Source organism: Streptomyces sp. NPDC019443 (assembly GCF_044389785.1).
Lineage (GTDB): Bacteria > Actinomycetota > Actinomycetes > Streptomycetales > Streptomycetaceae > Streptomyces.
The window spans coordinates 557271-580535 of sequence record NZ_JBIRYJ010000002.1; the positions used below are offsets into that span (position 1 = coordinate 557271).

At 67.4% G+C, this 23265-nt stretch carries 24 protein-coding genes, 1 tRNA gene and 1 pseudogene; 21 read left to right on the forward strand and 5 right to left on the reverse strand.

Annotated features, from left to right (window positions below; genetic code table 11):
- The first annotated feature begins 4 nt into the window (after positions 1 to 4).
- On the forward strand, positions 5 to 847 hold the full coding sequence (locus tag ACH492_RS08835) for a hypothetical protein (RefSeq protein ID WP_398984271.1): 843 nt from the start codon (positions 5 to 7) through the stop codon (positions 845 to 847).
- Between the two features lie 220 nt (positions 848 to 1067).
- Positions 1068 to 1748 carry an HAD family hydrolase gene (locus ACH492_RS08840; protein WP_398984273.1) on the forward strand — a complete coding sequence of 227 codons (681 nt, stop codon included), beginning with the start codon at positions 1068 to 1070 and terminating at the stop codon, positions 1746 to 1748.
- Here ACH492_RS08840 and ACH492_RS08845 read toward each other — a convergent pair.
- From ACH492_RS08845 to ACH492_RS08860, 4 genes and pseudogenes are all read right to left on the reverse strand, one after another.
- Positions 1727 to 2101, reverse strand: coding sequence for a DUF1932 domain-containing protein (locus ACH492_RS08845; protein WP_398984814.1), 375 nt, complete (start codon positions 2099 to 2101; stop codon positions 1727 to 1729). The two genes, ACH492_RS08840 and ACH492_RS08845, sit on opposite strands and share 22 nt — an antisense overlap.
- A 27-nt stretch (positions 2102 to 2128) precedes the next feature.
- A pseudogene (locus tag ACH492_RS08850) lies at positions 2129 to 2575 on the reverse strand (NAD(P)-binding domain-containing protein); the annotation flags it as partial.
- A 574-nt stretch (positions 2576 to 3149) separates the two neighbouring features.
- The gene (locus ACH492_RS08855; RefSeq protein WP_398984275.1) at positions 3150 to 3890 is read right to left on the reverse strand and encodes an AAA family ATPase; all 741 of its coding nucleotides are present in this window, start codon (positions 3888 to 3890) and stop codon (positions 3150 to 3152) included.
- Between the two features lie 518 nt (positions 3891 to 4408).
- On the reverse strand, positions 4409 to 4786 hold the full coding sequence (locus ACH492_RS08860) for a winged helix-turn-helix domain-containing protein (RefSeq protein ID WP_398984277.1): 378 nt from the start codon (positions 4784 to 4786) through the stop codon (positions 4409 to 4411).
- A gap of 259 nt (positions 4787 to 5045) precedes the next feature.
- Between ACH492_RS08860 and ACH492_RS08865 the strand changes: the two genes are divergently transcribed.
- From ACH492_RS08865 to ACH492_RS08925, 13 genes are all read left to right on the forward strand, one after another.
- Positions 5046 to 5357 (forward strand): hypothetical protein, encoded by a 312-nt coding sequence (locus ACH492_RS08865; RefSeq protein ID WP_398984279.1) that lies wholly within the window; start codon positions 5046 to 5048, stop codon positions 5355 to 5357.
- On the forward strand, positions 5354 to 6340 hold the full coding sequence (locus tag ACH492_RS08870) for a DUF2637 domain-containing protein (RefSeq protein ID WP_398984281.1): 987 nt from the start codon (positions 5354 to 5356) through the stop codon (positions 6338 to 6340). Before ACH492_RS08865 ends, ACH492_RS08870 begins: the two co-directional genes overlap by 4 nt.
- Positions 6340 to 6723 (forward strand): RRQRL motif-containing zinc-binding protein, encoded by a 384-nt coding sequence (locus ACH492_RS08875; RefSeq protein WP_398984283.1) that lies wholly within the window; start codon positions 6340 to 6342, stop codon positions 6721 to 6723. The genes ACH492_RS08870 and ACH492_RS08875 overlap by 1 nt, the downstream gene beginning before the upstream one ends.
- 79 nt (positions 6724 to 6802) lie before the next feature.
- A complete protein-coding gene (locus tag ACH492_RS08880) occupies positions 6803 to 9046 on the forward strand; it encodes a cell division protein FtsK (RefSeq protein WP_398984285.1) in 2244 nt (747 codons plus the stop codon).
- 140 nt (positions 9047 to 9186) lie between these two features.
- Positions 9187 to 9438, forward strand: coding sequence for a hypothetical protein (locus tag ACH492_RS08885; RefSeq protein ID WP_266487437.1), 252 nt, complete (start codon positions 9187 to 9189; stop codon positions 9436 to 9438).
- A gap of 36 nt (positions 9439 to 9474) precedes the next feature.
- Positions 9475 to 9663, forward strand: a complete 189-nt coding sequence (locus ACH492_RS08890; RefSeq protein ID WP_398984288.1) for a hypothetical protein — start codon at positions 9475 to 9477, stop codon at positions 9661 to 9663.
- Between the two features lie 13 nt (positions 9664 to 9676).
- Positions 9677 to 10282 (forward strand): hypothetical protein, encoded by a 606-nt coding sequence (locus ACH492_RS08895; RefSeq protein ID WP_398984290.1) that lies wholly within the window; start codon positions 9677 to 9679, stop codon positions 10280 to 10282.
- 2 nt (positions 10283 to 10284) lie between these two features.
- Positions 10285 to 10650 carry a hypothetical protein gene (locus ACH492_RS08900; protein WP_398984291.1) on the forward strand — a complete coding sequence of 122 codons (366 nt, stop codon included), beginning with the start codon at positions 10285 to 10287 and terminating at the stop codon, positions 10648 to 10650.
- Positions 10651 to 10740: 90 nt separating this feature from the next.
- A complete protein-coding gene (locus ACH492_RS08905) occupies positions 10741 to 11637 on the forward strand; it encodes a bifunctional DNA primase/polymerase (RefSeq protein ID WP_398984294.1) in 897 nt (298 codons plus the stop codon).
- Complete coding sequence (locus tag ACH492_RS08910; RefSeq protein WP_398984296.1) at positions 11634 to 12797, forward strand: AAA family ATPase; 1164 nt, start codon at positions 11634 to 11636, stop codon at positions 12795 to 12797. The genes ACH492_RS08905 and ACH492_RS08910 overlap by 4 nt, the downstream gene beginning before the upstream one ends.
- Positions 12798 to 12799: 2 nt before the next feature.
- The gene (locus tag ACH492_RS08915; protein WP_398984298.1) at positions 12800 to 12985 is read left to right on the forward strand and encodes a helix-turn-helix transcriptional regulator; all 186 of its coding nucleotides are present in this window, start codon (positions 12800 to 12802) and stop codon (positions 12983 to 12985) included.
- Positions 12982 to 14448, forward strand: coding sequence for a tyrosine-type recombinase/integrase (locus ACH492_RS08920; RefSeq protein WP_398984300.1), 1467 nt, complete (start codon positions 12982 to 12984; stop codon positions 14446 to 14448). The genes ACH492_RS08915 and ACH492_RS08920 overlap by 4 nt, the downstream gene beginning before the upstream one ends.
- Before the next feature lie 238 nt (positions 14449 to 14686).
- Positions 14687 to 15562 carry a hypothetical protein gene (locus ACH492_RS08925; RefSeq protein ID WP_398984302.1) on the forward strand — a complete coding sequence of 292 codons (876 nt, stop codon included), beginning with the start codon at positions 14687 to 14689 and terminating at the stop codon, positions 15560 to 15562.
- A gap of 507 nt (positions 15563 to 16069) precedes the next feature.
- On the opposite strand, the gene ACH492_RS08930 is transcribed toward ACH492_RS08925, so the two are convergent.
- Positions 16070 to 16141 (reverse strand) — tRNA-Arg (locus ACH492_RS08930).
- Between the two features lie 220 nt (positions 16142 to 16361).
- Here ACH492_RS08930 and ACH492_RS08935 point away from each other — a divergent pair.
- The 6 genes from ACH492_RS08935 to thrB all read left to right on the forward strand — a co-directional run bounded on the left by ACH492_RS08935 (position 16362) and on the right by thrB (position 22899).
- Positions 16362 to 16796 carry a response regulator gene (locus tag ACH492_RS08935; protein WP_398984304.1) on the forward strand — a complete coding sequence of 145 codons (435 nt, stop codon included), beginning with the start codon at positions 16362 to 16364 and terminating at the stop codon, positions 16794 to 16796.
- Positions 16797 to 16851: 55 nt separating this feature from the next.
- A complete protein-coding gene (gene nrtL / locus ACH492_RS08940) occupies positions 16852 to 17835 on the forward strand; it encodes an ArgS-related anticodon-binding protein NrtL (protein ID WP_398984306.1) in 984 nt (327 codons plus the stop codon).
- A gap of 7 nt (positions 17836 to 17842) precedes the next feature.
- Positions 17843 to 19234 (forward strand): diaminopimelate decarboxylase, encoded by a 1392-nt coding sequence (lysA, locus tag ACH492_RS08945; protein ID WP_398984308.1) that lies wholly within the window; start codon positions 17843 to 17845, stop codon positions 19232 to 19234.
- 108 nt (positions 19235 to 19342) lie between these two features.
- Positions 19343 to 20632 (forward strand): homoserine dehydrogenase, encoded by a 1290-nt coding sequence (locus tag ACH492_RS08950; protein ID WP_398984816.1) that lies wholly within the window; start codon positions 19343 to 19345, stop codon positions 20630 to 20632.
- Positions 20633 to 20639: 7 nt separating this feature from the next.
- Positions 20640 to 21710 (forward strand): threonine synthase, encoded by a 1071-nt coding sequence (gene thrC / locus ACH492_RS08955; RefSeq protein ID WP_398984310.1) that lies wholly within the window; start codon positions 20640 to 20642, stop codon positions 21708 to 21710.
- 271 nt (positions 21711 to 21981) lie between these two features.
- Entirely contained in the window at positions 21982 to 22899 is a 918-nt protein-coding gene (thrB, locus tag ACH492_RS08960) for a homoserine kinase (protein ID WP_398984312.1), read from the forward strand.
- The last annotated feature ends 366 nt before the right edge of the window (positions 22900 to 23265 follow it).

Below are 23265 nucleotides of genomic sequence, written 5' to 3' on the forward strand. Positions count from 1 at the left end.
TTAAATGAGTACCGTCTCTGAGATCCTGGATAGCTACGCGAGGGACTGGGAAATTGATCAAACTCCATCAAGTGTGATCAGTCCTTACGCCAGCGTTGGCGGCGGTTTGGCCCCGGCTATCGCCGCTGCAGCAGCGGTGCGGGATCACCTGCAGAAGATACTTGATGTACTTCCGAACCTGGTCGTTCCGGCGAACATGGCGTCCACTCTGGATCCGTTCAAAGGGCGGTATACGGGTGCGTCGCAGCTGGTGGTCGAGGACCTCTACCCGCATGTGGAGCACTGGACCAGGGCCTCTTTGGAGCGCGATGAAATGCTGCGGCGTGAGCTGGTGCGCTCAATTCAGGGCCTTGAGCGAGGTGTCTCATCACGGCGTGAAGAGACGCGATCCGAACGAGCGCTCGCGGCTGTGGAGGATCTGGCCAATTGGCTGGGTTTGACGGAGTCGAAGGCTGCGGATGTTGCTGGAGGGTACAGGAGGTCCTATTACAACTGGGTGAAGGGGATCCAGCCCTACGAAGCAACGACGCTGAATTTGTTCGAGGCTCATGCTTTCGTGGCTGCTCTGGTTGATGCACTTGACGTTCGCGGTGCGAGAGAGTGGCTAGCAATCGAATTGGCCTCTCGGCCTAGGCTGAGCTACTTGGGTGACAATTCGGGAAGAAATAGACTCTCGAAGCTGGCGGCCAAACTCCTATTCAAGCCGAGCGAGCCTCCTACGTGGTCTCCTGATGAGGACGCACGGCACATAGACGCACAGCACGACGCAGCGACTCCGGCGGGTGTTAGGCGAAGGGTTGCGAAGGGGCTGGCCGCGCCTCCCAAACGCAGAGCGACTCGCAAATGAGCACGCTGAGCCTCAGCACACGCGCACGCCGCCGAAGCCTCTCGGGTAGCTGCAACACCCTGGGGTGTTGCAGCCGTCTGTAGCCTGACCCGACAGGTGGGACAGGGCCCATTTGAGCTGTCCCACTCGTTTGCGCAGGCCAGGTACCCTAACCGGACAGTGGGACAGCTGGGACACGTCCAGCACGGTTCGGGCAGACGCCGGGCGTATTGTGCACCGGGTGCAGCTACTCGCTCTCTTCGATCTCGACAACACCCTGATTGACCGGCAAGGTGCCTTGGAGGAGTGGGCCCGCGACTTCAGCGGGAGTCGCGGGCTGCCGTCTGAGGCGGAACGCCTGATTGGCGGCGCACTCCGCGAGAGGGCGTACCCCGCGGACTTCGAGCGGCTCCGGGACTCCCTTGGTCTCGCCGATCCGGTGGACTCGTTGTGGGGCGAGTACGTCAACGGGATGGCTTCCCGGGCACGCTGTCCCGAGGGGCTACACAGCGACCTCCGCAGGATGCGGGCGGCAGGCTGGACGCTAGGTGTCGTCACGAACGGAGCCGCGGATATCCAACGGGCGAAGTTGGAGAGGGCGGGGCTGTCCGCACTGGTCGACGGGGTGTGCATCTCCGACGAAGTCGGAGTGCGGAAGGCGTCTCGGGCGATATTCCAAGCGGCCGCCGATCGTTGCGGCGCCACCCTCGCTGCGGGCGGGTGGATGGTGGGCGACAACGCTGAGAGTGACATCGAGGGTGGTCGCTCTGCGGGGCTGCGGACGGTATGGATCGCGGCCGGACGGCAGTGGCCGGCGGATGTCCGCACCCCTGATGTGATGGCGGAGGATGCCTCAGCCGCGGTCGGTTCGCTCATGGCATGGGGCACGTATTCCGCGCCTCACTCCTCTGGCACCTCGTGAAGCTGTGCGAGCGCCTCGCCCAATTCGATTGACTGATCTCTGCAGTTCGCCCACCGTTCCATGACCGAGGCTGAGGCTTCCGCTAGTTCGGTCGGCAGGCTTGCTTCACGGAGTGCGCTCGCGACCTCTCGCATCTCCGGGGCCCATCGCCATGCCCGTGCGGCAACCTTGGGGATGTAGGCGGTCTCAGCGAGATAGCTGGTCGTACGACCCTTCGCGATGTCGAGGAGTTCGTCCTCCAACCCGTGGTTATTGGCGAGCGCGTAGGCGACGGCTGCGAGTGCTCGGCTGGTCTTCTGGTAACTGCTGTAGGCCAGCTTCAGCGCGGAAGCCTTGCCGACTCCTCCGGCCAAGAGATGTGGCTCTACGGCCGTATCTTCGAAGAGCCGTGCGACAGCAGCCAGAGCGTTCTCCGGACCGGACAAGTACAGCCGCGGGGTCTTCGATTCCGAAGGCGGGGAACCAATGACTGAGCCATCCACCACGGCCGCGCCGGTTGGCAGCATGATGGCGCTGATTCGCGCTATGCGCGCAGGCGAGATCGCGTTGCCATCGACGTAGACCCCTGAAAAGGACTCCGCAGCAACCGCTGCCGCTACTTCCTCCGCGTTGGTCGGCGGGCACAGGCTCAGGATGACGTCGCACCGCTGGGACATCTCCGATAGGTCGAGCGCTGCCGTGAGGCCGTACCTCAGCGCTCTTTCCTTGCTCGCCTCGCTGCGCCCTTCCGGGCACCAAAGGACCTCGGTCCCCGTGCGCTTGGCCTGAGCAGCGACGGCTGCACCCATACTTCCCGGGTGCAGGATGCCGAGTGTCGTCATCCGACTAGCCTTCGAATGTCGCGTACCTCGGCAGCCGCTCCGGTAGCGACGGCTTCATTGATGGCGCGTGCTGTCTCTGCGGGGGCGAGATGCTGCGTCTGGATGAGGAGAGACCACGGCTCGTTCGCATGGTCCAAGAGGTCTTGTCGGGTCTCATGCCAGACCTTGAGCCGCGCATCCACGTCCTTGTCTCCGCGTCCCTTGCAGCGCGCCTTCGTGACGTCCAGAGGGCACCAAAGGAGAACCTTCACCCAGCGGATAGGGAAGGCTCCAACTGCGCTCGCACCAGCGACCTGACCCATATGCAGAACGGGAATCCGCCCAGAGTCCACAAGTTCAGACACCCCGCGCCGGTCGATGGCGTACTCAGCGCCGTACCTCGCATTGCGGTATAGCAGCTCTCCCGCTCGCGACAGTTCCTCGATGTGCTCAGCCGTGGTGAGCCGATAACCCCTGGTTCGGCCGGGTCCTGCCTTGAGCCGTTGGCAGAGCGCGAACTCGGGGCGGAGACGCGACAGCTCAGCCGTTACCGTGTCTTTCCCTGAACTTGGCGGTCCGTAGAGGATCACGCCGGACGGTGTCACAGGTCGCCTCCGCTCAGTACGTCCCTGGCTTCATCCACCATCGCAACGGCAGCGCCAAGCCGGTTGTCCACCACGAAGTGAGGGCCCTGCGGGCGCAATTCCAGATCGACCGTGGCGATGTACTCATCCCAGGATTCCATCTTCCAAGCGTCGCGTGCTGCACCGCGAAACTCGATGTACTCCCGCATGGACTCTGGGTCGCACACAACCCATATCGTCGCCACCGAGACTCGCTTTGATCGGCAGCGGTTCTGGAACCGCTGCATCCATTCGGCTTGAGAGAACTCGGAGATGAACGGGGCATCGAGGATGGTTGAGATACCGCAATCCACGTTGTCCCATGCGGCTTCCATGAGGCAGCGGTATTCGAGCGGTCGTACCTTTTCGCGGTAGAGCGCGGAGCTTCTATCGTGAGCCTCGCCACCAAGTGCGACCAAGAGCTGATCCACCAATGGGCGTGTGAGTGAGTCCTTGTCGAGGATGGGCCACCCAGTCAAGCCGCCGAGGAACTTGGCGAACTCGGACTTGCCCGATCCAGCGAATCCCCCGACCAGCACCACAGACGGTCCGTCCATACTTCCGCCCGTGGTGCGGCGCCTCCACGCATCAACGACGCGGTCGCGCAGGGCTTCGCCATCGGCGTCGGCAGTCCCTTCGCGAATACTGCTGAGTGCTTGCCTCACAGCTTGCGACTGGTCCGGAAGACTGCGGTCTATGGCCGCGGGGACGGATTCCACTGGGGCATCCTCTCCGGGCAGGGCTCCGCGGAAGCCGAGTTGGGCTTCATTGCGACGATAGAGACGCAATACGCCCGGCGATAATGCGGTCCGGGATATACCGTTCCTCTCTCGTGTCCCCAGATAGTTTGGAAATTGGCGGCGATATTAAAGCCGTGTCGCTCGGCGATCTCGCGCAACTTTTCCCCGGTGTCTTCCAGGGTTAGCCCGATTTTCTCCCTGTGCTGGCGCAGGAGTTCGGGTTTCCAATCTGGGTGCTTGCGAGCCATCTGCCCCTCCTAGATAGCTGCTCGGAGCCGTGAGTGTAGCGGTCCGAGTAGGCCCATGGAAATTCGTGATAGCGCATGTATAAGCGGATGTGTAAAACCGCTGAGAGTTTGTCAGGTAGCGGGACGTGATACCGGTTTTCTTGCCGTGACGGTGAACTAGCACCACATCCGATCGAGGAGGTGCTCATGCGTCACAGCAAGGCCGGGGCCGCACGGCGTCGGCAGCCTCAACCTCTCTCGCCCCGAGCCTCAGTTGGCTTCCAGGGCGGTCAAGCGCTCTCGGAGCTCCCCCACCTCGCGTCTGAGCTTCGCGACCTCGTCGCGCAGTTCGGCGATGGCTCCCTCGGGGCTGGCGAGCTTCGCGGCCTCTGCGGAGTCCTGGGTCAGGAACGCGCCCTTGCCCTGGTGGCTCACCGCGAGTCCATCGGTCTTGAGCTGGCGGATGGCATCCCGCGCCACGGTGGCCGTGACGCCGTACGCCTCCTGAAGCTCTGCCAGGGACGGCAGCTTCCCGGACTCCGTGAATTCGTCGGCCGCGATCCTGCGCCGCAGTTCCTCCGCCACCTGTTGGTAGGCGGGCTTGCCGGTCCACTCGACCATCTGCACCCCAAGTCTCTTCTCGGTCACTGCCTCATAGTGCCCAAGCCGCAGAGGGAGAACCAGTGCCGCCCCGCCCTTGTTCCGCGAGGGTTGACTAAGTCTGCCTCAGAGTGCACTCTGAGGCAGAGTTAACCGAGGTGCTCACCCTTCCTTCGTGAGGGGCGGACACCTGACGAGACCTGCCTGACCTGCGTCATCGCACGACCAGCCCGGGGCGGCGGCACTTCCGCGCAATGGACAGCCTGCCGCCCCGGTTCCTCCCTCCCGCCGACTTCCAGGAGAGATCGTGAGTAGTTCGAGGTTGCGCACGTTCGTTGCAGGCCATGAGGCCCTGACTGCGAATGAGTTTGTGGAACTGGCCCTGGGTACCCCGGTTGAGCTGTGGCTTGGGGTTGAGGGCGAGAGCGAGATGGAGCGGGCGGCCCGGCTGGACGCGGCCCGCGACATCCTCGCGGACAACCCGGAGCTCCCGGACCGAGTCAGCCAGGTTGCCGCTGAGGCGATCGAGGCGTTCGCGCCGGAGCTGTTCAACGTCGTCCCGCTCGCGGGGGCCAAGGTCCGCCGTCGGCAGTCGCGCCGGAACGGGGTGGCGGCATGACGACCGCAACCGGCGCGACGCGGCCCGCGGTGCCGCCGCTGTCGAAGCCCGAGTTATGGCTGTTGGGCGCGGTCGCTGTGCTCGCGGCCGGGGTGGGCGGTCTGGGTCTGGCCTCTTCCTTCGCGGCGGTGTCCGAGGCTGCGGCCCGTTGGGGGTTTGGTTCCCCGTGGATGCTGCCGGTTGGCATCGACATCGCGATCCCGGTGTTCACCGCGGCGTTCCTGTTGCTGATCCGCACCGATATGCCGCTTGGGTGGGTGCGGTTTGTGCCGTGGGTGCTGACCGGAGTGACGTGCTGGCTGAACGTGGCGGCCGGGCACTCGCTGTCCGCGAAGCTCGCGCACGGGACGATGCCGCTGCTGTGGGTGGTCCTGTCCGAGGTTGCCGCCCACGTCTACGCCTCCCGGATCGGCGCGGTCACCGGTCGGCGGATGGAGAAGATCCGCCGCTCCCGGTGGCTGCTCGCGCCGCTGTCGACGTTCGCCCTGTGGCGCCGGATGACGCTGTGGGAGATCACTTCATACTCCGAGGCGCTGGGGCGCGAACGGGAGCGGCAGCTGGCCCGTGCTCAGCTGCGGGAGCGGCACGGACGTCGGTGGCGGTCCAAGACCCCGCGTCCGGAGCGGGTGCTCCTCAAGCTCGGGGAGCTGAGCCCCGCAAGCGAGGAACTGCCGCCGGTCACCCCCACGGTTCCGGCGCCGCCGGTACCGCCGAAGGCTGAGGCTCCCAAGTCCCCGCGCAAGCGCACCGCGAAAGCCAAGGCACCGAAGGCGCAGCGGACCCCGGCAGAGCTCCTTGCCGAGGCGCGTGAAGCTACGGCCAAGTGGGCGGATGACGCGATCAACGCGGAAGCCATCCGTACGACGCTGCACTGCTCGGCGGCCAACTCCCGTGTGCTGCGAGACGCCCTGCTGACCGAGAGGGCCGATGGCCGGCGCCTGCGGTCGATCGAGGGTGATGAGTCGGATGAGGCGGCTGCCTGATGTCGCGGACGTTCGGCAAGTGCTTCGACCCGAGCGGAAACCGGTACGGCATACCAACCTACCCGTGGCGGTTCGCGCCGGACGGGCTGGCTACCCGCCGCCAGCTCCGCGCCCGCGGCTTACGGCCTGGCGGGCAGCCGATCGCCGCGCAGGTGATGCGCGGCAATCGCCGGGCGGGCGGTGTCCGCGTCGCCTACCTGTACCGGCTCGACCGCGCGAAGCCGGTCCGCCCCATGACCCGCGGCAAGTCGGTGGCGCTCGCCAAGGCGATGACAGCCCGTCGTACCTGCCCTGCCTGCCAGACAGACGCCGGATACGTCATCCCGACCTCGCTCGGCATGTGCGTCACCTGCGCCTACCCCGAGGAACAGCGCGCCGCGTAAGCGAAACGACAGGGCCCGACCGCTCACCTCTCACAGCGTCGGCCGGGCCCGTCATCCCTCACCTCTGGAAGGAAGTTCAGTGAAACACCCCGATGACGACAACGAACTGTTCAACCGGCTGGAAGCCGAGATGAGCACCGACTCCGGCGGGCACGTCGTGGACCTGGACAAGGCCCGCGCCGCCCGCGGCGAGTCGCCCGACTCCCACCTTGATGGGTCGGGCGACCGGTCCGCCGACTCGAAGGCCACCGGGTCGGGCGACCCCAGCCCCGACTCGTCGGCCGACTCCGAGACCGTCGCCGTCGACATGGCGGTGTCGACTCAGTCGGGCCCGGGGCTGCTCGACCGTGTGAAGAACTCGAAGCGGCTGGACGTCATCCCCGGGTGGATGAAGTCGGGCACAGAGTTCAAGGACGCGATGCGGTGGCTTGGCGGGCATGTCTGGCACACCTTCGCCTTCCACGCGGTCCGGGTGCCGTTCCTCTACCTCCCCAAGCTTGTGGTCCGCTCCCCGCGCGGCCTGTTCAACACCCTGGGCAAGGTGGGGCGTTGGTCGGTTGATGCGGAGGGCGAGCCGCTGCGGCAGGCGGAGGCGCGCCGTGAGAACTCCGAGCTGTACCTGAAGCTGTCCCGGCAGCGCGACCGCCGGGTACGGCTGCGGATGGTCCTCACCATCCTGGGCGCCCTCGCGGCCCTGGTCGGCCTGCTCTACCTGGTCTACGGCGCGGGGCTGATGACGCAGGTCATCGCCGTCGCGCTGGCGGTGCTCGGGTTCGGGTACGCGGGTGCGCCGGCCGATGCGCCGCTGTCCACGCGGGCGGTCATCAAGACCGAAGTGCAGAAGCTGACCGGTGACATGGTGGTCAAGGCCATGGCGTCGATCGGCATCGGGCAGATCGCCTCCGCGGTGGCCAAGGGCGGGGACGGCATCAAGTTCGTCGCCCCGATCACCCGCGAGGGACCGGGCTGGCGCGCGGACATAGACCTCCCGCTCGGGGTGACCGTCGCAGACGTCGCCGACCGCCGCCCCCGGCTTGCCTCCGGTCTGCGCCGCCCGCTGGGCTGCGTGTGGGTGGATGCCGACCCGAACGAGCACGAGGGGCGCATGGTCCTGTGGGTCGGCGACCGGGACCTGTCCAAGACCGAGAAAGTCACGTGGCCGCTCGCCAAGGGCGGGTCGCATGACATCTTCAAGCCGATCCCCTTCGGCATGGACCCACGCGGGCGCGCGCAGGCGATGCCGGTCATCCAGCACAACATGCTCTTCGGCTCCCTCCCGGGCCAGGGCAAGACCAGTTCCGTGCGCGTGATCCTGTCCGGGGCTGCACTGGATCCGACGGTGGAGCTGTGGCCGCACGAGCTCAAAGGCACTGGAGATGCGGACTCGTTCGAGCCGCTCTCGCACCGGTTCGTGTCCGGCATCGATGACGAGTCGATCAAGTACGCGGCCGACTCGATGAAGCTGCTGCGCGAGGAGGTCATGCGCCGCGCTGCGGCGATGAAGAAGCTGCCGCGGGACCTGTGCCCGGACAAGCGCGTCACCCGGCAGATCGCCGACAAGCGCTCTTTGAAGCTGTGGCCGCTGATGGCCGTGTTCGATGAGTGCCAGAACCTGTTCGCCCACGCCAAGTACGGCAAGCAGGCAGGCGAGGATGCCGAGTTCGTCATCAAGGTCGGCCGCGCCCTCGGTGTCGTGCTGGTCTTGGCGACGCAGCGGCCGGACAAGGATTCGCTGCCGACCGGGATCAGCGGCAACGTGTCCATCCGGTTCTGCCTCAAAGTCGCAGGCCAGATCGAGAACGACATGATCCTCGGCACCTCCGCGTACAAGAACGGCGTACGCGCCACGGCCTTCCGCCCCGAGATCGACGCGGGTATCGGCTACCTCGCAGGCGCGACCACTCTCCCGGTTGTGGTCCGCACCGCGTACCTGGACACCCCCGCCACCGAGAAGATCGCTCAGCGTGCGCTCGCGGCCCGCAAGGCCGCAGGCACCCTGTCCGGTCACGCGCTCGGCGAGGAAGCCGAGAGCGCCAAGGGCCCGTCATACGACCTGCTCGCCGACGTTGCCGCCGTCGTCCCCACCACGGAGGAGCGGGTGTGGAACGAGCGGATCGCGGCCCGGCTCGCAGAGTTGCGGCCGGAGGTCTACGGCGGCTGGAAGGGCGAGAACGTCACCAGCGCGCTCAAACCGCACGGCATCAAGACCACCGGAGTGGCCGGCATGACCGACGACGGTGACCGCACCACGCGGCGCGGCATCGTCCGCGCCGACCTCACCAAGACGATTGCGGAGCGTGACGGAACGTCGGGGGCTGCATAGCCCCACCGGGGCGCTACCGGTAGCGGGGTGACCTGCTACCGGTAGCACCCCCGCTAGCACCCCAAATGGCACCCCACCAGCGATCTAGCACATAGCACCCCACCAGCGCAAACCCTCAAAACCGGCCTGGGAGGGCCCTGATGACCCCCATCGCTGCTGCTATCGCCTGCCTACTCGTCGTCACGCTCTGTTATGCGGCGATGTGCGCGGGCAGCCCCTTCGGCCGCTGCCGCAAGTGCAACGGCTGGGGCTTCCAGATGAAGACCGACCGCAAGGGACAGCTCAAGCGCGGCAAGGACTGCCGCCGCTGCAAGGCCACCGGCCGCCGCATACGCATCGGCCGCTGGCTCTTCAACCGCGCCCAGCGGATCTACCGCGAAGGCACCCGCTGACCACCCCGCCCCACATCCCGAAAGGAGGTTCCGCCCATGGCCGTCACTGTCTCGCTCGTGGCCCTGTTCGGACTGGTCCTGTTCTTCCTGCTCCGCTCCAAGACCCTCGGCTACGGCGCCGCGTTCGTCGCCGCGATGTTCGGCTTCTTCCTCGCCTCCACCGGCGCTGCCGGGCCCATCAACCAACTCGCCACCGCCGTCATCGCGGCCGTCCGTGACCTGTAGGGGAGAGCTTCCGATGAACGAACAGATCATCGCGCGGCACTGGCTCGCCGCCGCGCTACCGAAGGCGGCCCCGGTGCTGGCCACGTCCACCGTGCTCATCCTCGCGCGGATCTGGAACGCGAACGGAGCCGAACACTCCGTCGGCAACGCCGCGTTGATGACCGCGCTCGCCATCGGCGCGGCGGCGGCCGGCGCGTTCGCCGCGGCGGGCCGCTCCGGTGACGGGGTGCTCGCCGGAACCGCGTTCGCCACCTCTGGCGGACTCGCCCTCGCAGGGGTGGCCGGATACGCCGACGGCATCTCACTGCCGCTGCTGCTGTGGGCTCTCGCGACTGCCGTCGCCTACGGGCTCGCGGCCCGCTACTGGCGCACCGACCGCCGCGAGAGCGTCGCGTACGAGCGGCACATCAGCGAGCGGCGTGAGGAACACGACCACATCGAGCGTGTGGAGACCCTGCGCGCTCACACGCAGATCGAGGTTGCCCGCGAGGCCAGCACCTACGCCACGGCACTTGCCGAGGCGATGACCGCCCGGGCCTCGCTGCCCGGCTTCGACCCTGCCGCCCTCAACAAGGCCGGACTGCCCGAACTCCCTGCCATCGGCCTCGCCAAGGAGTGAACATGCCCCACAAGCCCCTGACTGCCGCCGAACTCTCCGACGCGGCGGCAAAAGCCATCCGCGACCTCAACCACGCCACCCGCCAGACGAACGGCGGCCTGGAGTACCCGGGCGACGCCTACACCACCGTCGCCAACCTCTCCACCGTGGCCATGCGCCTCCCGCAGGCATTCGACCAGATCCGCGACTTCATTGACCGCCTGGGCACAAAGGGCCACCTGCAAAGCGACAACGGGCTGGACGACCTCGCCCAGCGCCTGGAAGACCTCCGCGCCGCGATGGCGACGGCAGGTCGCTGCGCTGACGCCCTCCACACCTGCCTGAACCAGGCCCACACCGCACTGAGCCCGATCGGCTACGCCGAATAGCTGCGCCCGGGGCGGCGGCACTTCCGCGCAAGGACAGCCCGCCGCCCCGGTCTCCCTGGCCGTCCGAAGACTGAACAGGAGACCTTCAGCATGACGCATAACCTGTCCAGGGCGCTGCTGTGCGCAGCACTGGAAGCCGCCGAACGTGGCTGGCATGTCTTTCCCCTCCGTCCTGGTGACAAGCGGCCCGCAGTCACCGATTGGGAGAACCGCGCCACCACCGACCCGGAGCGCGTCGCCCGGTGCTGGGCCCACGCGCCATACAACATCGGCATTGCAACCGGCCCGTCCGGCTTGGTCGTTGTCGACCTCGACACCGCCAAAGACCCCGAGGACGTTCCGCCGGCCGAATGGGACCGGCCCGGCATCCACAGCGGCTACGACGTCTTCCTCGCCCTCTGTGAGAAGCACACGGGCCGCGCGGAACTGGCCCCAGACACGTACACCGTGCGCACCCCCAGCGGCGGTACCCACCTGTACTTCACCTCCCCCGAGGACATCGAGCTGCGCAATACCGCGGGCAAGCTCGGGTGGAAGATCGACACCCGCGCGCACGGCGGCTACGTCGTCGGCTCCGGCAGCGTCCTCGCCACCCGGTTGGACGCCTACCGCGCCCCCGTGACCGTGGTGCCCTCGCCGCTCCCGGAGTGGCTGGTTGAGCTGCTGCGCCCGGCGCCGCTGCCGCCGCAGACGCCCATCACCGTCGCGCTCGCCTCGGACCGGCGCGGCAAGTGGCTGCGGTCCGCGGTCAACGGGGAGCTGGAGCGCGTCAGGCGTAGCGGGGATCACCAGCACAACACCGCGCTCTACCTCGCCTCGGTCGCTCTCGGACAGCTTGTTGCCGGGGGAGAGCTGGGCGAGACCGACGTGACCGAGTGGCTCACTGCCGCCGCCCTCCAAGTGGGCCAGGGCGAGCGCGAGGCACGGCGCACCATCGCCTCCGGCCTGCGGGCCGGAGCCAACCGGCCCCGGACGGTGGCGGCATGAGCGCCAACCTGATTCCCCCGCTGCACTTGTACTCCGTTCCGAACGACTCCCAGCCCACCCCGGTGGCATCGGCGAAGCGGGATCGTCCACGGACCTCGTGGACCGCGGATCAGCTCATGGCCACGGAGTTCCCGGAACCGAAATGGGCAGTGCCCGGCATCCTCGCCGAAGGCGTCAGCCTGCTCGCCGGACCTCCCAAGGTCGGCAAGTCCTGGCTGTCCCTCGGACTTGGCCTCTCGGTCGCGGCCGGGGGACAGGCCTTCGACTCCGTGCCGGTCAAGGGCGGCCCGGTGCTCTACCTAGCTCTGGAGGACACCCCACGCCGTCTGAAGACCCGCATGGGCAAACTGCTGGGCGGACAGAAAGCGCCGTCCGGTCTGACCCTTGTCACCGAGTGCCCGCCCTTCCCTCAGGGCGGGGTGGAAGCCATCGCGCAATGGCTGGACCGCAACCCGGACGCCCGCATGGTCGTCATCGACGTATTCGCCAGGATGCGCGGCCAGGCACCACAGGGCGTGTCCGCCTACGACGCGGATTACATCTCCGTCGGCTACGCCAAGCGGCTCGCGGACCACTACGGCATCGCCGTCGTTCTGGTCCACCACGTCCGCAAGATGGCATCCGAGGACTTCCTTACTGAGGTCTCCGGAACCAACGGCATCGCGGGTGCCGCAGACGCCACCCTCGTACTCAAGCGGGCCCGCGGGCAGGCCGACGGCATCCTGCACGTCACCGGACGCGACGTGAACGAAGCCGAATACGCGCTCCAGTTCCAAGAGGGCTCTGGCGCCTGGCACTTGCTCGATGGGCCCGTATCCGACCACACCATCGGCGACACCCGCGCGGCCATCCTTCAGCACGTCCGGGCCAACCCCGGCGCGCGCCCCAAGGACATCGCCGACGCCCTTCCGCACCTCGATGGGGACAACGTCCGCCGCACCTGCGCCCGCATGGCCGCAGACGGCCAGCTCACCAAGGACGGCAGCGGCCGGTACTACCCCGACACCGAGACCCGGGCCCAGGGCACCCAGGAGGAGTCCCAGTTGTCCCACTGTCCCGCTACCCCCTCTGATCAGCACGAACGGGTGGGACAGCCGGAATTGGAGCTGTCCCACCTGTCCGACCTTCCCCCTGCCGTCAGCCAGAACGGAAGGAAGTGACCATGGCCCGAGAAGAGATGCTCACGATCTCCCAGGTCATCGCCGAGATTGGCGTACCCCGCGCGACCTTCTACCGCTGGCGGCAGCTCAGGAAGGGACCGAAGGCAATCAAGCTTCCGAACGGCGCGGTACGCATCCGCCGCTCCGAACTGGACCGCTGGATCGCGACCTTGGAGGAAGCCGCGTGACCCATCGCAAGGACAACCAGGGTCCAGGCGACCGCAACGGCGGTCGCCTGGCACGGCCGGATGAGCCCACGCTTTCCACCGACGTACGTGTCTGGAAGGTAAGCAAGATCGCCAGCAAGAAGGCTCCTTACCAACTGCGCTGGGTCGTTGCCGGGAAGGTTCGCCACGCCACCTTCCCTACGGTGGCGCTCGCTGAGAGCCGCCGCTCCGAGCTGTGGCAAGCGATGCGCAGGGGCGAGGCGTTCGATGTGGATACGGGCCTTCCGGAGTCCGAACTACGCGCTGCCGCCGCGAAGAAGAACACAAGGCCCGATCCGTCATGGTGGGACTTCAGCCGCGAGTACATGGCGGCCCGCTGGCGCACTACGGCAGCTAAGACGCGTGAGGGTCTCGCGGACAGCCTCGCCACAGTGGCGCTTGCCATGATGGGCGAGGGTGTGAAAGCGCCCACGCTTGAGGAGACTCGGCTCGCGGTGCGCTGGGCTGCCGTACCTGGTCACAGGGACGAAGAGCCCCCGTCAGAACTGCAAGCCGCCTGTACGTGGCTGTCGGCCCGCTCGCTGCCTCTGTCGGCTCTCATGGACCCGAAGGTTCTGCGAGACGTTCAGTACCGGCTCTCGTTCAAGCTGGACGACACCCCGGCGTCGGGGGAGACGTACAAGCGGCGCCGCCGCGGGTTCAACACGGCGATGGAGTACGCGATCGAGGCGGGCTACCTGGATGAGAACCCGCTCGCCAAGGTGAAGCGGACCGCGTCCAAGGTCGATGACGTAGTGGACCCTCGGGTCTTGGTCAATCAGGTGCAAGGTGCGCAACTCCTCACCGCCGTTTCCTACGTGGGGTCCGTTCACCGCAACCGCGGGCGGCGACTGGTCGGGTTCTTCGCCTGCCAGTTGTACGCCGCGATGCGGCCGGCGGAAGCGGTCGGGTTGCGGGAGACGGACTGCTACCTCCCTGAGAAGGGGTGGGGCACCCTCACCCTGCGGGAGACGCGCCCCGTGTCCGGCAAGAAGTGGACCGACTCGGGGAAGCGCCACGACAAGCGGGGGCTGAAGGCGCGCGAGGCCAACACGGACCGGCCGGTACCGGCGCCGCCCTTGCTGGTCGCGGTACTCCGGGCGCACATCAAGGAGTTCGGCACGGCCAAGGACGGCAGGCTCTTCGCCAACGAACGCGGCGAGGTGCTCGGTACGTCCAGCTACTGGCGAGTGTGGCAGGAAGCCCGGCCGATCGGGCTGCCGCCGGACAAGGCGTCCTCTCCTCTGGGTCGCCGACCGTACGACCTGCGGCATACGTGCATCACGAACTGGCTCAACGCAGGAGTACCCGTAGCTGAGGTCGCCCGGCGCGCGGGTAACTCGCCGGAGGTCATACATCGCCGGTACGAAGGCTGTATCGATGGACATGAAGAGCTAAACAACAAGAAGATCGAGAGAGCGATGGGCTGGGTCACGCTGCAGTAGGCGCATTTCGCTGGACTGTGCGATGCCGATCGCCGTGTTGGTTGTGGGCGCCGTAGGACTGCCGGCGCCTGCTTGTCCCCGGGATGCTGGTGTTTTGCATGGTGAGACACCAGCATCCCCAGTTGAAATCAGTCGCAAGGAGCGGGTCGACAGGTCGTCCCCGAGCCGAGGTGCAACAGTTGGGCGTGTGCCATAGCCTGGACATATAGGTTCAATCCCTCATTGAAGGGGAGGAGCCGTGAATCTCGGTCCCATACCGCTGAACAAGCGCCTCGTTGCGGTACTCGTGAGTTGGCAGCTCGGGGTACTGCTAGCTGTAGCTACCGCAGTTCTCGGCCCATTGATCGCGATATCTCACGGCGACGCGAAGGGGTGGCTCGTCGGAGGGTTGGCGTTCGTGGCCGCAATCACGGCCCTGACCGTGGCTGTACGCGGTGGAAAGATGAGGGGCTACAAGTGGTTTGCTCGTCAGGTCTATCAGCGCGTCTGCGGTAGCGGCGTCCCCGTTCTTGACGATCTGAAGAGTTTTTGCGCCATAACTGACAAGGCGTCAATTAATGGTGAGCTGGGCCGTCTGCGTCGCAGCGTCTTGGATACCGCGATCAATGTTTGCGGAAGCCCTAGCCTTGAGGCGCAACGCCGGGCCGTCATCTACGAGTTCAGAGCAGGCAGCCCCGATCTAATCTTGACGGAGTTCAAAGGACGGCCTCATCTGGGTGCGCCACGACCTCGGTTCTCCGCTGCGCACCCCGAGGACGGCAACGTTGTGACGTGGTGTGAGGGAGTTCGGAAAGGTGGTCGTCCCCTTGTTGACCATTCTCCGGATGCAAAAAGTAACAGCCGTGGACACGTCGGCTCACTGGCCCACTATGAGAGCTACATGTCCGCACCGGTCTATACCAACATGAGTGATGGCACTGACCCTCAACTTGGAACGACTTACGGCCTACTTGGGATCGACGCGACAGATTCGAACGATCTGGTTGAAGAAGACAAGCAAAGCATGATAATGCTTGCGAGCATATTGGCTGCTGGCTATGCGCACAGGGCCGCGGTTCTCGGCTTTCCTGCATCAATCGCTACACAGAGCAACAGTAGAGAGAGTGGACAATGACCGACACCGAGCGCCCCAGGCCAAGGATCGTCCCCTCCGTCGATGATCTTTTGGAGATGGCTCAGAATGTCTCTGCTGGGCTGGTGAGTCGTGAAGAGTACTTCGCCGCTTGCAAGCTACGCGCTGAGAGGGCAGTAGAGGAAAGCGCAGACCGATACGCCTCCTTCCACCCGTGGCGCTTTTCGCGTGTGCATGGCAATCGATGATGGCGAGCGCAAGCGGATCGTGTGGGCGTTGGTGATCAACGTTGCAGGCTGGCTGCATGTTCGAAGCCGTTCGCCTGAGACGTCCGCGCGCTTTCCAGGACGGCCGTGGATGGGCCGAGGTGGATGGGCGGCTGGCACCCCTTGAAGGCGGGAGAGTTCCCGGTGCAACCTTCCCACACGCTCCCCACACGCGATTGGCGATGGAGAGCGACAAAGAGCCGGACCTAGTGGGACTGGGTCCGGCTCTTGAAGTCTGGCACTTCCGCAGGTCAGCGGGTTGATCACGCTGGTCCGGATGAAGTGCCCCCGGCAGGATTCGAACCTGCGCACACGGCTCCGGAGGCCGTTGCTCTATCCCCTGAGCTACGGGGGCGTACGCCCCGCTACTGCGTGGCGACGGGTAGAACCCTACCAGCTCCTACACGGTCCCCGTGAACAGGTATTTCCGCCTCCCGAGCCCTACCCCGAGCGCCTCCCCGACCCCGCCCCGAGGCCCGTCCCGGCCCCCGCCAACCGTCGGCTCAGGTCGCCCGCACGGGGTGGAAGTGGGCAAAACCCGGACGCAGCCCTGCCCGCCGACCTACTCTCGAGTTGTGTCAGGCGCGTTCGGCCGAGTGCTCGTTGTCGACGACAACCGGGTCATCCGGCAGTTGATCAGGGTCAACCTCGAGCTGGAGGGCTTCGAGGTCGTGACCGCGGCTGATGGTGCCGAGTGCCTGGAGGTCGTGCATCGGGTCTGTCCCGATGTCGTCACCCTCGATGTCGTGATGCCCCGCCTCGACGGGCTCCGGACCGCCGCGCTGCTGCGGGACGATCCGCGGACCAGGCATCTGCCGGTCGCGATCATCAGCGCCTGTACGCAGTACGAGGTGGAGAGCGGCCTCGATGCCGGTGTGGACGCCTTTCTCGCCAAGCCCTTCGAGCCGGCCGAGCTGGTCCGTCTCGTACGGCAGTTGATGCACCGGGAGGGCCCGCCGTCCGTCGACGGCAGGCATGGTGCCGGGCGGGCGGAAAGCGCACGGGGCTGACCGCATCGCGAAACCGGTTCGCGAAGGGCCCCCCTCCCTCCCATACGCTTGTCCCGTGACCCCCGCTGAGCTCTCCCGTACCGTGCTGCACGCCGTGTGCCGCGCGGTGGAGGACGGTGTGCTGCGCGCGCCCGTGCCCGAGAGCGTCAGCGTCGAGCGGCCGCGGCCCGGGGGGTCCGGGGACTACGCCACCAATGTCGCCCTCCGACTGGCGGGGCCCGCGGGCCAGCAGCCACGCGCCGTCGCCGAAGTCCTGCGGCCCCGTATCGCCCAGGCCCCTGGGATTGCCGGGATCGAGATCACCGGCCCGGGCTTCCTCAACATCACCCTGGACGACGGTGCGCAGCAAGATCTCGTACGGCGGGTGCTGGAGCAGAGGTCCCGATACGGGCATGGGGACTCAGCCGTCGGCGTCTCCGTTCGCTTCCACGCCGTCGACGAGCTCCGCGCCCGCATCTGGGCCGAGACCGTCCTCCAGCTCCTTCGCTCTCAGGGGGCCGACGTCACGCACGGCGCCCCCGAAGCCCTGCATGTCGTCCCCGCCCCCGCCCCGGACCTCTTCGAGAGGCTCGGTCCCGACGCCGCCCGCTGGGCCCTCCTCCGGCCCGCCGCCCACGATCGCCCCTCCGCCGGGGACGAGCTCCTCGTACAGCAGGAGAGCAATCCTCTCTTCCGGGTCCGGTACGCCCACTCCCGTGCCCGCGCCCTCACCCGCAACGCCGAGCAGCTCGGCTTCGACAGCGTCCCCCAGACGCATGTCGATGCCCCTGCCCTCACCACCGCCATAGGCGACTACCCCGCCGTCCTCGCCTCCGCGGCCCGCCTTCGCGCGCCTGACCGGCTCGCCCGGCATCTGGAAAGCACCGCCGACGCCCTTCTCGCCTTCCAGCACACTGTGCTTCCGCTCGGCGAGCTGCCCGTTGGCGACGAGAAACCCATGGCCGCCCACCGTTCCCGGCTCGCTCTCGCCGAAGCCGCCGGGGTGGTGCTCGCCGGTGGCCTGTCCCTGCTCGGCATCACCGCCCCTGACTACCTGTGAGAGAAGAATGAGCCGTTCCGCACACCCCGCCGGGCCCCGCCACGCAGACGTCCTGCCCGAAGGGCACTACACCGCCCCGCCCACCGACCTCAACGTCCTCGACGAGAAGGTCTGGGCGAGGACCGTCGCCAGAAACGACGACGGCGCCGTCACCGTCGGCGGGATCGAAGTGACGCGGCTCGCCGAGGAGTTCGGCACCCCCGCCTACTTCCTCGACGAGGCCGACTTCCGTGCCCGCTGCCGCGCCTGGGCCGACGCCTTCGGCAAGGACGCCGACGTGTTCTACGCCGGGAAGGCGTTCCTCTCGCGGGCAGTAGTGAAGTGGCTCTACGAAGAAGGGCTCAACCTCGACGTCTGCTCCGGCGGCGAGCTCACCACCGCCCTCGACGCCGGCATGCCGGCCGACCGCATCGCCTTCCACGGCAACAACAAGTCAGAGGAAGAGATCGAACGAGCCGTGAGCCTCGGCGTCGGGCGCATCGTCCTCGACTCCTTCCAGGAGATCGTCCGCGTCGCGCACACCGCCCAGCGCCTCGGCAAGCGCCAGCGTGTCCAGATCCGCGTGACGGTGGGAGTGGAAGCGCACACCCATGAATTCATCGCGACCGCGCACGAGGATCAGAAGTTCGGGATTCCGCTCGCCGGCGGGCAGGCGGCCGAAGCCGTACGACGCGCCCTCAAGCTCGACGGGCTCGAGCTCATCGGCATCCACTCCCACATCGGTTCGCAGATCTTCGACACCTCCGGCTTCGAGGTCGCCGCCCATCGCGTCGTCCGCCTCCTCGCCGAGATCCGGGACGAGTACGGGATCGAGCTGCCCGAGATCGACCTCGGCGGCGGCCTCGGTATCGCGTACACCTCCGACGACGATCCGCGTGAGCCGCACGACATCGCCAAGGCTCTCAACGAAATCGTCACCCGCGAGTGCGAGGCCGCGAAGCTGCGTACGCCCCGTATTTCCGTCGAGCCCGGCCGCGCGATCGTCGGGCCAACCGCCTTCACCCTGTACGAGGTCGGCACCATCAAGCCGCTCGACGGCCTGCGTACATACGTCAGCGTCGACGGCGGAATGTCGGACAACATCCGTACCGCGCTGTACGACGCCGAGTACAGCGTCGCGCTCGTGTCGAGGACGTCCGACGCCGCGCCGATGCTCGCCCGCGTCGTCGGCAAGCACTGCGAGAGCGGCGACATCGTGGTCAAGGACGCGTTCCTGCCCGCAGACCTCGCGCCCGGTGATCTGATCGCCGTGCCCGCCACCGGCGCGTACTGCCGCTCCATGGCGAGCAATTACAACCACGCACTCCGCCCGCCCGTCGTCGCGGTCAAGGACGGCGAGGCGCGCGTGATCGTCCGGCGTGAGACGGAGGAAGATCTCCTGCGTCTCGATGTCGGCTGATGAAATAGACGTCTCGTAATCTGGACAAGGGATAGAAACTTCCGTCCGGTGCGTGAGACTGGATCGCACTCAAGCTGTGAAGCTGAAGCAAGGAAACGAGGTCGGATGATGCGTACGCGTCCGCTGAAGGTGGCGCTGCTGGGCTGTGGAGTGGTCGGCTCAGAGGTGGCGCGCATCATGACGACGCACGCCGAAGACCTCGCCGCGCGTATCGGCGCCCCGGTGGAGCTCGCCGGGGTCGCCGTCCGCCGGCCCTCCAAGGTGCGGGAGGGCATCGACCCCGCGCTCATCACCACCGACGCGACCGCCCTCGTCAAACGCGGTGACATCGACGTCGTCATCGAGGTCATCGGCGGCATCGAGCCTGCCCGCACCCTCATCACCTCCGCCTTCGAGCACGGCGCGTCCGTCGTCTCCGCCAACAAGGCGCTGCTCGCCGAGGACGGCGCGACCCTCTACGCCGCCGCCGAGGAGCATGAGAAGGATCTCTACTTCGAGGCAGCGGTCGCCGGCGCGATTCCGCTGATCAGGCCGCTGCGCGAGTCGCTCGCCGGCGACAAGGTCAACCGGGTGCTGGGAATCGTCAATGGGACGACGAACTTCATCCTGGACAAGATGGACAGCTCCGGTGCGGGCTACTCCGAGGCGCTCGACGAGGCCACCGCCCTCGGATACGCCGAGGCCGACCCGACCGCCGACGTCGAGGGCTTCGACGCCGCCGCCAAGGCCGCCATCCTCGCCGGGATCGCCTTCCACACCCGCGTACGCCTCGACGACGTCTACCGCGAGGGCCTGACCGACGTCAGCGCCGCCGACATCGCCTCCGCCAAGCGCATGGGCTGCACCGTCAAGCTCCTCGCCATCTGCGAGCGCGCGGCCGACGGGAAGTCCGTCACCGCGCGTGTCCACCCGGCGATGATCCCGCTCAGCCACCCGCTCGCCTCCGTCCGCGAGGCGTACAACGCCGTCTTCGTCGAGGCCGAGGCCGCCGGGCAGCTGATGTTCTACGGTCCGGGCGCGGGCGGTTCGCCCACCGCGTCCGCGGTCCTCGGCGACCTCGTCGCCGTATGCCGCAACAAGCTCGCCGAGGCCACCGGGCCCGGCGAGTCCGCGTACACCCAGCTGCCCGTGAGCCCCATGGGCGACGTGGTGACGCGGTACCACATCAGCCTCGACGTGGCCGACAAGCCGGGCGTGCTCGCCCAGGTCGCGACGGTCTTCGCCGAGCACGGCGTATCGATCGATACGGTTCGCCAGCAGGGCAAGGACGGCGAGGCATCCCTCGTCGTCGTCACCCACCGCGCGCCCGACGCCGCCCTCTCGGGGACCGTCGAGGCGCTGCGCAAGCTCGACACCGTGCGCGGTGTCGCCAGCATCATGCGTGTTGAAGGGGAGTAAGGGACCCATGACGACCAACGGCACCCACCAGTGGCGCGGCATCATCGAGGAGTACCGGGACCGGCTTCCGGTGACGGAAACGACGCCGGTCGTCACGCTGCGTGAGGGTGGCACGCCGCTCGTCCCGGCGCAGGTCCTCTCCGAGCGCACGGGCTGCGAGGTGCACCTCAAGGTCGAGGGCGCCAACCCCACCGGGTCCTTCAAGGATCGCGGTATGACCATGGCCATCACCAAGGCCAAGGAGGAGGGCGCGAAGGCGGTCATCTGCGCCTCCACCGGCAACACGTCCGCCTCGGCCGCCGCCTATGCCGTACGGGCCGGAATGGTCTGCGCGGTCCTGGTTCCCCAGGGCAAGATCGCCCTCGGCAAGATGGGGCAGGCGCTGGTGTACGGCTCGCGCATCCTCCAGGTCGACGGGAACTTCGACGACTGCCTGAACCTCGCCCGCCGCCTCTCGGAGAACTACCCGGTGGCACTGGTCAATTCGGTCAATCCGTTCCGCATCGAGGGGCAGAAGACCGCCGCGTTCGAAATCGTCGACGCGCTCGGCGATGCGCCCGATGTGCATGTGCTGCCGGTCGGCAACGCCGGCAACATCACGGCGTACTGGAAGGGGTACAAGGAGTACGCCGCGGACAAGATGTCGACGCGGGCTCCCCGGATGTGGGGCTTCCAGGCCTCCGGCTCGGCCCCGATCGTCCGCGGCGAGGTGGTCAAGGACCCCTCCACCATCGCCACCGCGATCCGGATCGGCAACCCGGCCTCCTGGCAGTACGCGCTCGCCGCGCGCGACGAGTCGGGCGGTCTCATCGATGAGGTGACGGACCGTGAGATTCTGCGCGCGTACCGGCTGTTGGCCGCGCAGGAGGGCGTCTTCGTGGAGCCCGCGTCGGCCGCGTCCGTCGCGGGTCTGCTGAAGGCCGCCGAGGCCGGCAAGGTCGACCCGGGCCAGCGGATCGTCTGCACGGTCACCGGCAACGGACTGAAGGACCCGGACTGGGCGGTCGCCGGAGCGCCGCAGCCGGTCACCGTGCCGGTGGACGCCGCCGCGGCCGCCCAGCACCTCGGTCTGGCGTAACCGCGCCACTTCTGCTTTCCCCGGGTTCCGGGTGCGCCCGCCCCGGGGAAAGCAAGGCAAGCCGGACAACGGCGTACGTAGGGGCACAGGAGGCTTCCGACACGCATCGTGCGCCTACCGTGCGCCCTATGTCGCCACTGAACCTTCCTTCGATAAGCTGTACCGAACCCGCCCCGCCGCATATGCCGCGGTGTTGTTGCCATTACGGCCCACGGGTGTTCGTACCTCTCGAAAAAATCTCGCAGTCAGAACCAAGGAGAGTCATCGAACGATGGCCGGTCCAGCGTTCCGCGCCGCCGCCGTCCGGGTGCGCGTCCCCGCCACCAGCGCCAATCTCGGCCCGGGCTTCGACGCCCTCGGGCTGTCCCTGGGGCTGTACGACGACGTCGTCGTCCGGGTCGCGGACTCCGGGTTGCACATCGACATCGCGGGCGAGGGCGCCACGACGCTGCCCCGCGATGAGAGCCATCTGCTCGTACGTTCCCTGCGTACGGCATTCGACCTGCTCGGAGGCCAGCCGCGCGGCCTCGAGGTGGTCTGTGCCAACCGCATCCCGCACGGGCGGGGCCTAGGATCGTCGTCCGCGGCCATCTGCGCCGGCATCGTCGCCGCACGCGCCGTGACCATAGGGGGCGACGCCAAGCTCGACGACGCGGCGCTGCTGGAGCTCGCCACCGAGATCGAGGGGCACCCCGACAATGTCGCCGCCTGTCTGCTGGGCGGCTTCACGCTTGCCTGGACCGACGGGGGAGCGGCGCGCGCCATCAGGATGGACCCTGTCGATTCCGTCGTTCCGGTGGTTTTCGTCCCCGGCAGGCCGGTGCTCACCGAGACGGCACGCGGACTGCTTCCGCGCACCGTCCCCCATGTGGACGCCGCGGCCAACGCGGGCCGGGCCGCCCTGCTCGTCGAGGCGCTGACCAGGCGTCCTGAGCTGCTGCTGCCGGCCACCGAGGACCGCCTCCACCAGGAGTACCGCGCCCCGGCGATGCCGGAGAGCGTGGCCCTGGTCAACCGACTGCGCGCCGACGGCGTCCCCGCAGTCATCTCCGGTGCGGGCCCCACGGTGCTCGCGCTGACCGAGGACGGTGTGGCCGACAAGGTCGCACGACTGGCGGGCGAGGGATGGGCGGCCAACCGGCTCACCTTCGACGCCGCGGGAGCGAGTGTTCTGCCGCTCGCCCCGTAGTGACACGAGATTGCCGGTGATGGAGAGGGGGAATGTTTGTTGGAGCCGGTAGTGTTAACCTCAAGTCTGCAGCCGACGTCTTTGTGGCGCAGTGCTTCGTGTCCCCATTCGGGACCAACATTCTTCCGGGAGCCTCCCCAACTGCCTGAGCAGCCTGCCTGTGCAGTTTCGAGCACGCTCCGGAACCGGCACGACCACCCCTCGCTTTTCCAGGAGTGGGCCGAGCAGGGGGACCTCGGGCCGGGCCTTGCATGTTTATCTCTCCGCCGTTAATTCCCGGCGGGACCACCGCCCCGGCACGGTCCGCACACCAGGACCGACGTCGGACAGCACAACCGGTCGCCGAGCCAGAAGGCCGACGTCCGC

What these genes read in the sequence shown, in the direction of transcription:
- ACH492_RS08905 (WP_398984294.1), top strand. Translation starts at nt 10,741, where the DNA reads ATGACGCATAACCTGTCCAGGGCGCTGCTGTGCGCAGCACTGGAAGCC.
- ACH492_RS08870 (WP_398984281.1), top strand. Translation starts at nt 5,354, where the DNA reads ATGACGACCGCAACCGGCGCGACGCGGCCCGCGGTGCCGCCGCTGTCG.
- ACH492_RS08895 (WP_398984290.1), top strand. Translation starts at nt 9,677, where the DNA reads ATGAACGAACAGATCATCGCGCGGCACTGGCTCGCCGCCGCGCTACCG.
- ACH492_RS08900 (WP_398984291.1), top strand. Translation starts at nt 10,285, where the DNA reads ATGCCCCACAAGCCCCTGACTGCCGCCGAACTCTCCGACGCGGCGGCA.
- ACH492_RS08890 (WP_398984288.1), top strand. Translation starts at nt 9,475, where the DNA reads ATGGCCGTCACTGTCTCGCTCGTGGCCCTGTTCGGACTGGTCCTGTTC.
- ACH492_RS08950 (WP_398984816.1), top strand. Translation starts at nt 19,343, where the DNA reads ATGCGTACGCGTCCGCTGAAGGTGGCGCTGCTGGGCTGTGGAGTGGTC.
- thrB (WP_398984312.1), top strand. Translation starts at nt 21,982, where the DNA reads ATGGCCGGTCCAGCGTTCCGCGCCGCCGCCGTCCGGGTGCGCGTCCCC.
- ACH492_RS08885 (WP_266487437.1), top strand. Translation starts at nt 9,187, where the DNA reads ATGACCCCCATCGCTGCTGCTATCGCCTGCCTACTCGTCGTCACGCTC.
- ACH492_RS08915 (WP_398984298.1), top strand. Translation starts at nt 12,800, where the DNA reads ATGGCCCGAGAAGAGATGCTCACGATCTCCCAGGTCATCGCCGAGATT.
- thrC (WP_398984310.1), top strand. Translation starts at nt 20,640, where the DNA reads ATGACGACCAACGGCACCCACCAGTGGCGCGGCATCATCGAGGAGTAC.
- ACH492_RS08910 (WP_398984296.1), top strand. Translation starts at nt 11,634, where the DNA reads ATGAGCGCCAACCTGATTCCCCCGCTGCACTTGTACTCCGTTCCGAAC.
- ACH492_RS08835 (WP_398984271.1), top strand. Translation starts at nt 5, where the DNA reads ATGAGTACCGTCTCTGAGATCCTGGATAGCTACGCGAGGGACTGGGAA.
- ACH492_RS08875 (WP_398984283.1), top strand. Translation starts at nt 6,340, where the DNA reads ATGTCGCGGACGTTCGGCAAGTGCTTCGACCCGAGCGGAAACCGGTAC.
- lysA (WP_398984308.1), top strand. Translation starts at nt 17,843, where the DNA reads ATGAGCCGTTCCGCACACCCCGCCGGGCCCCGCCACGCAGACGTCCTG.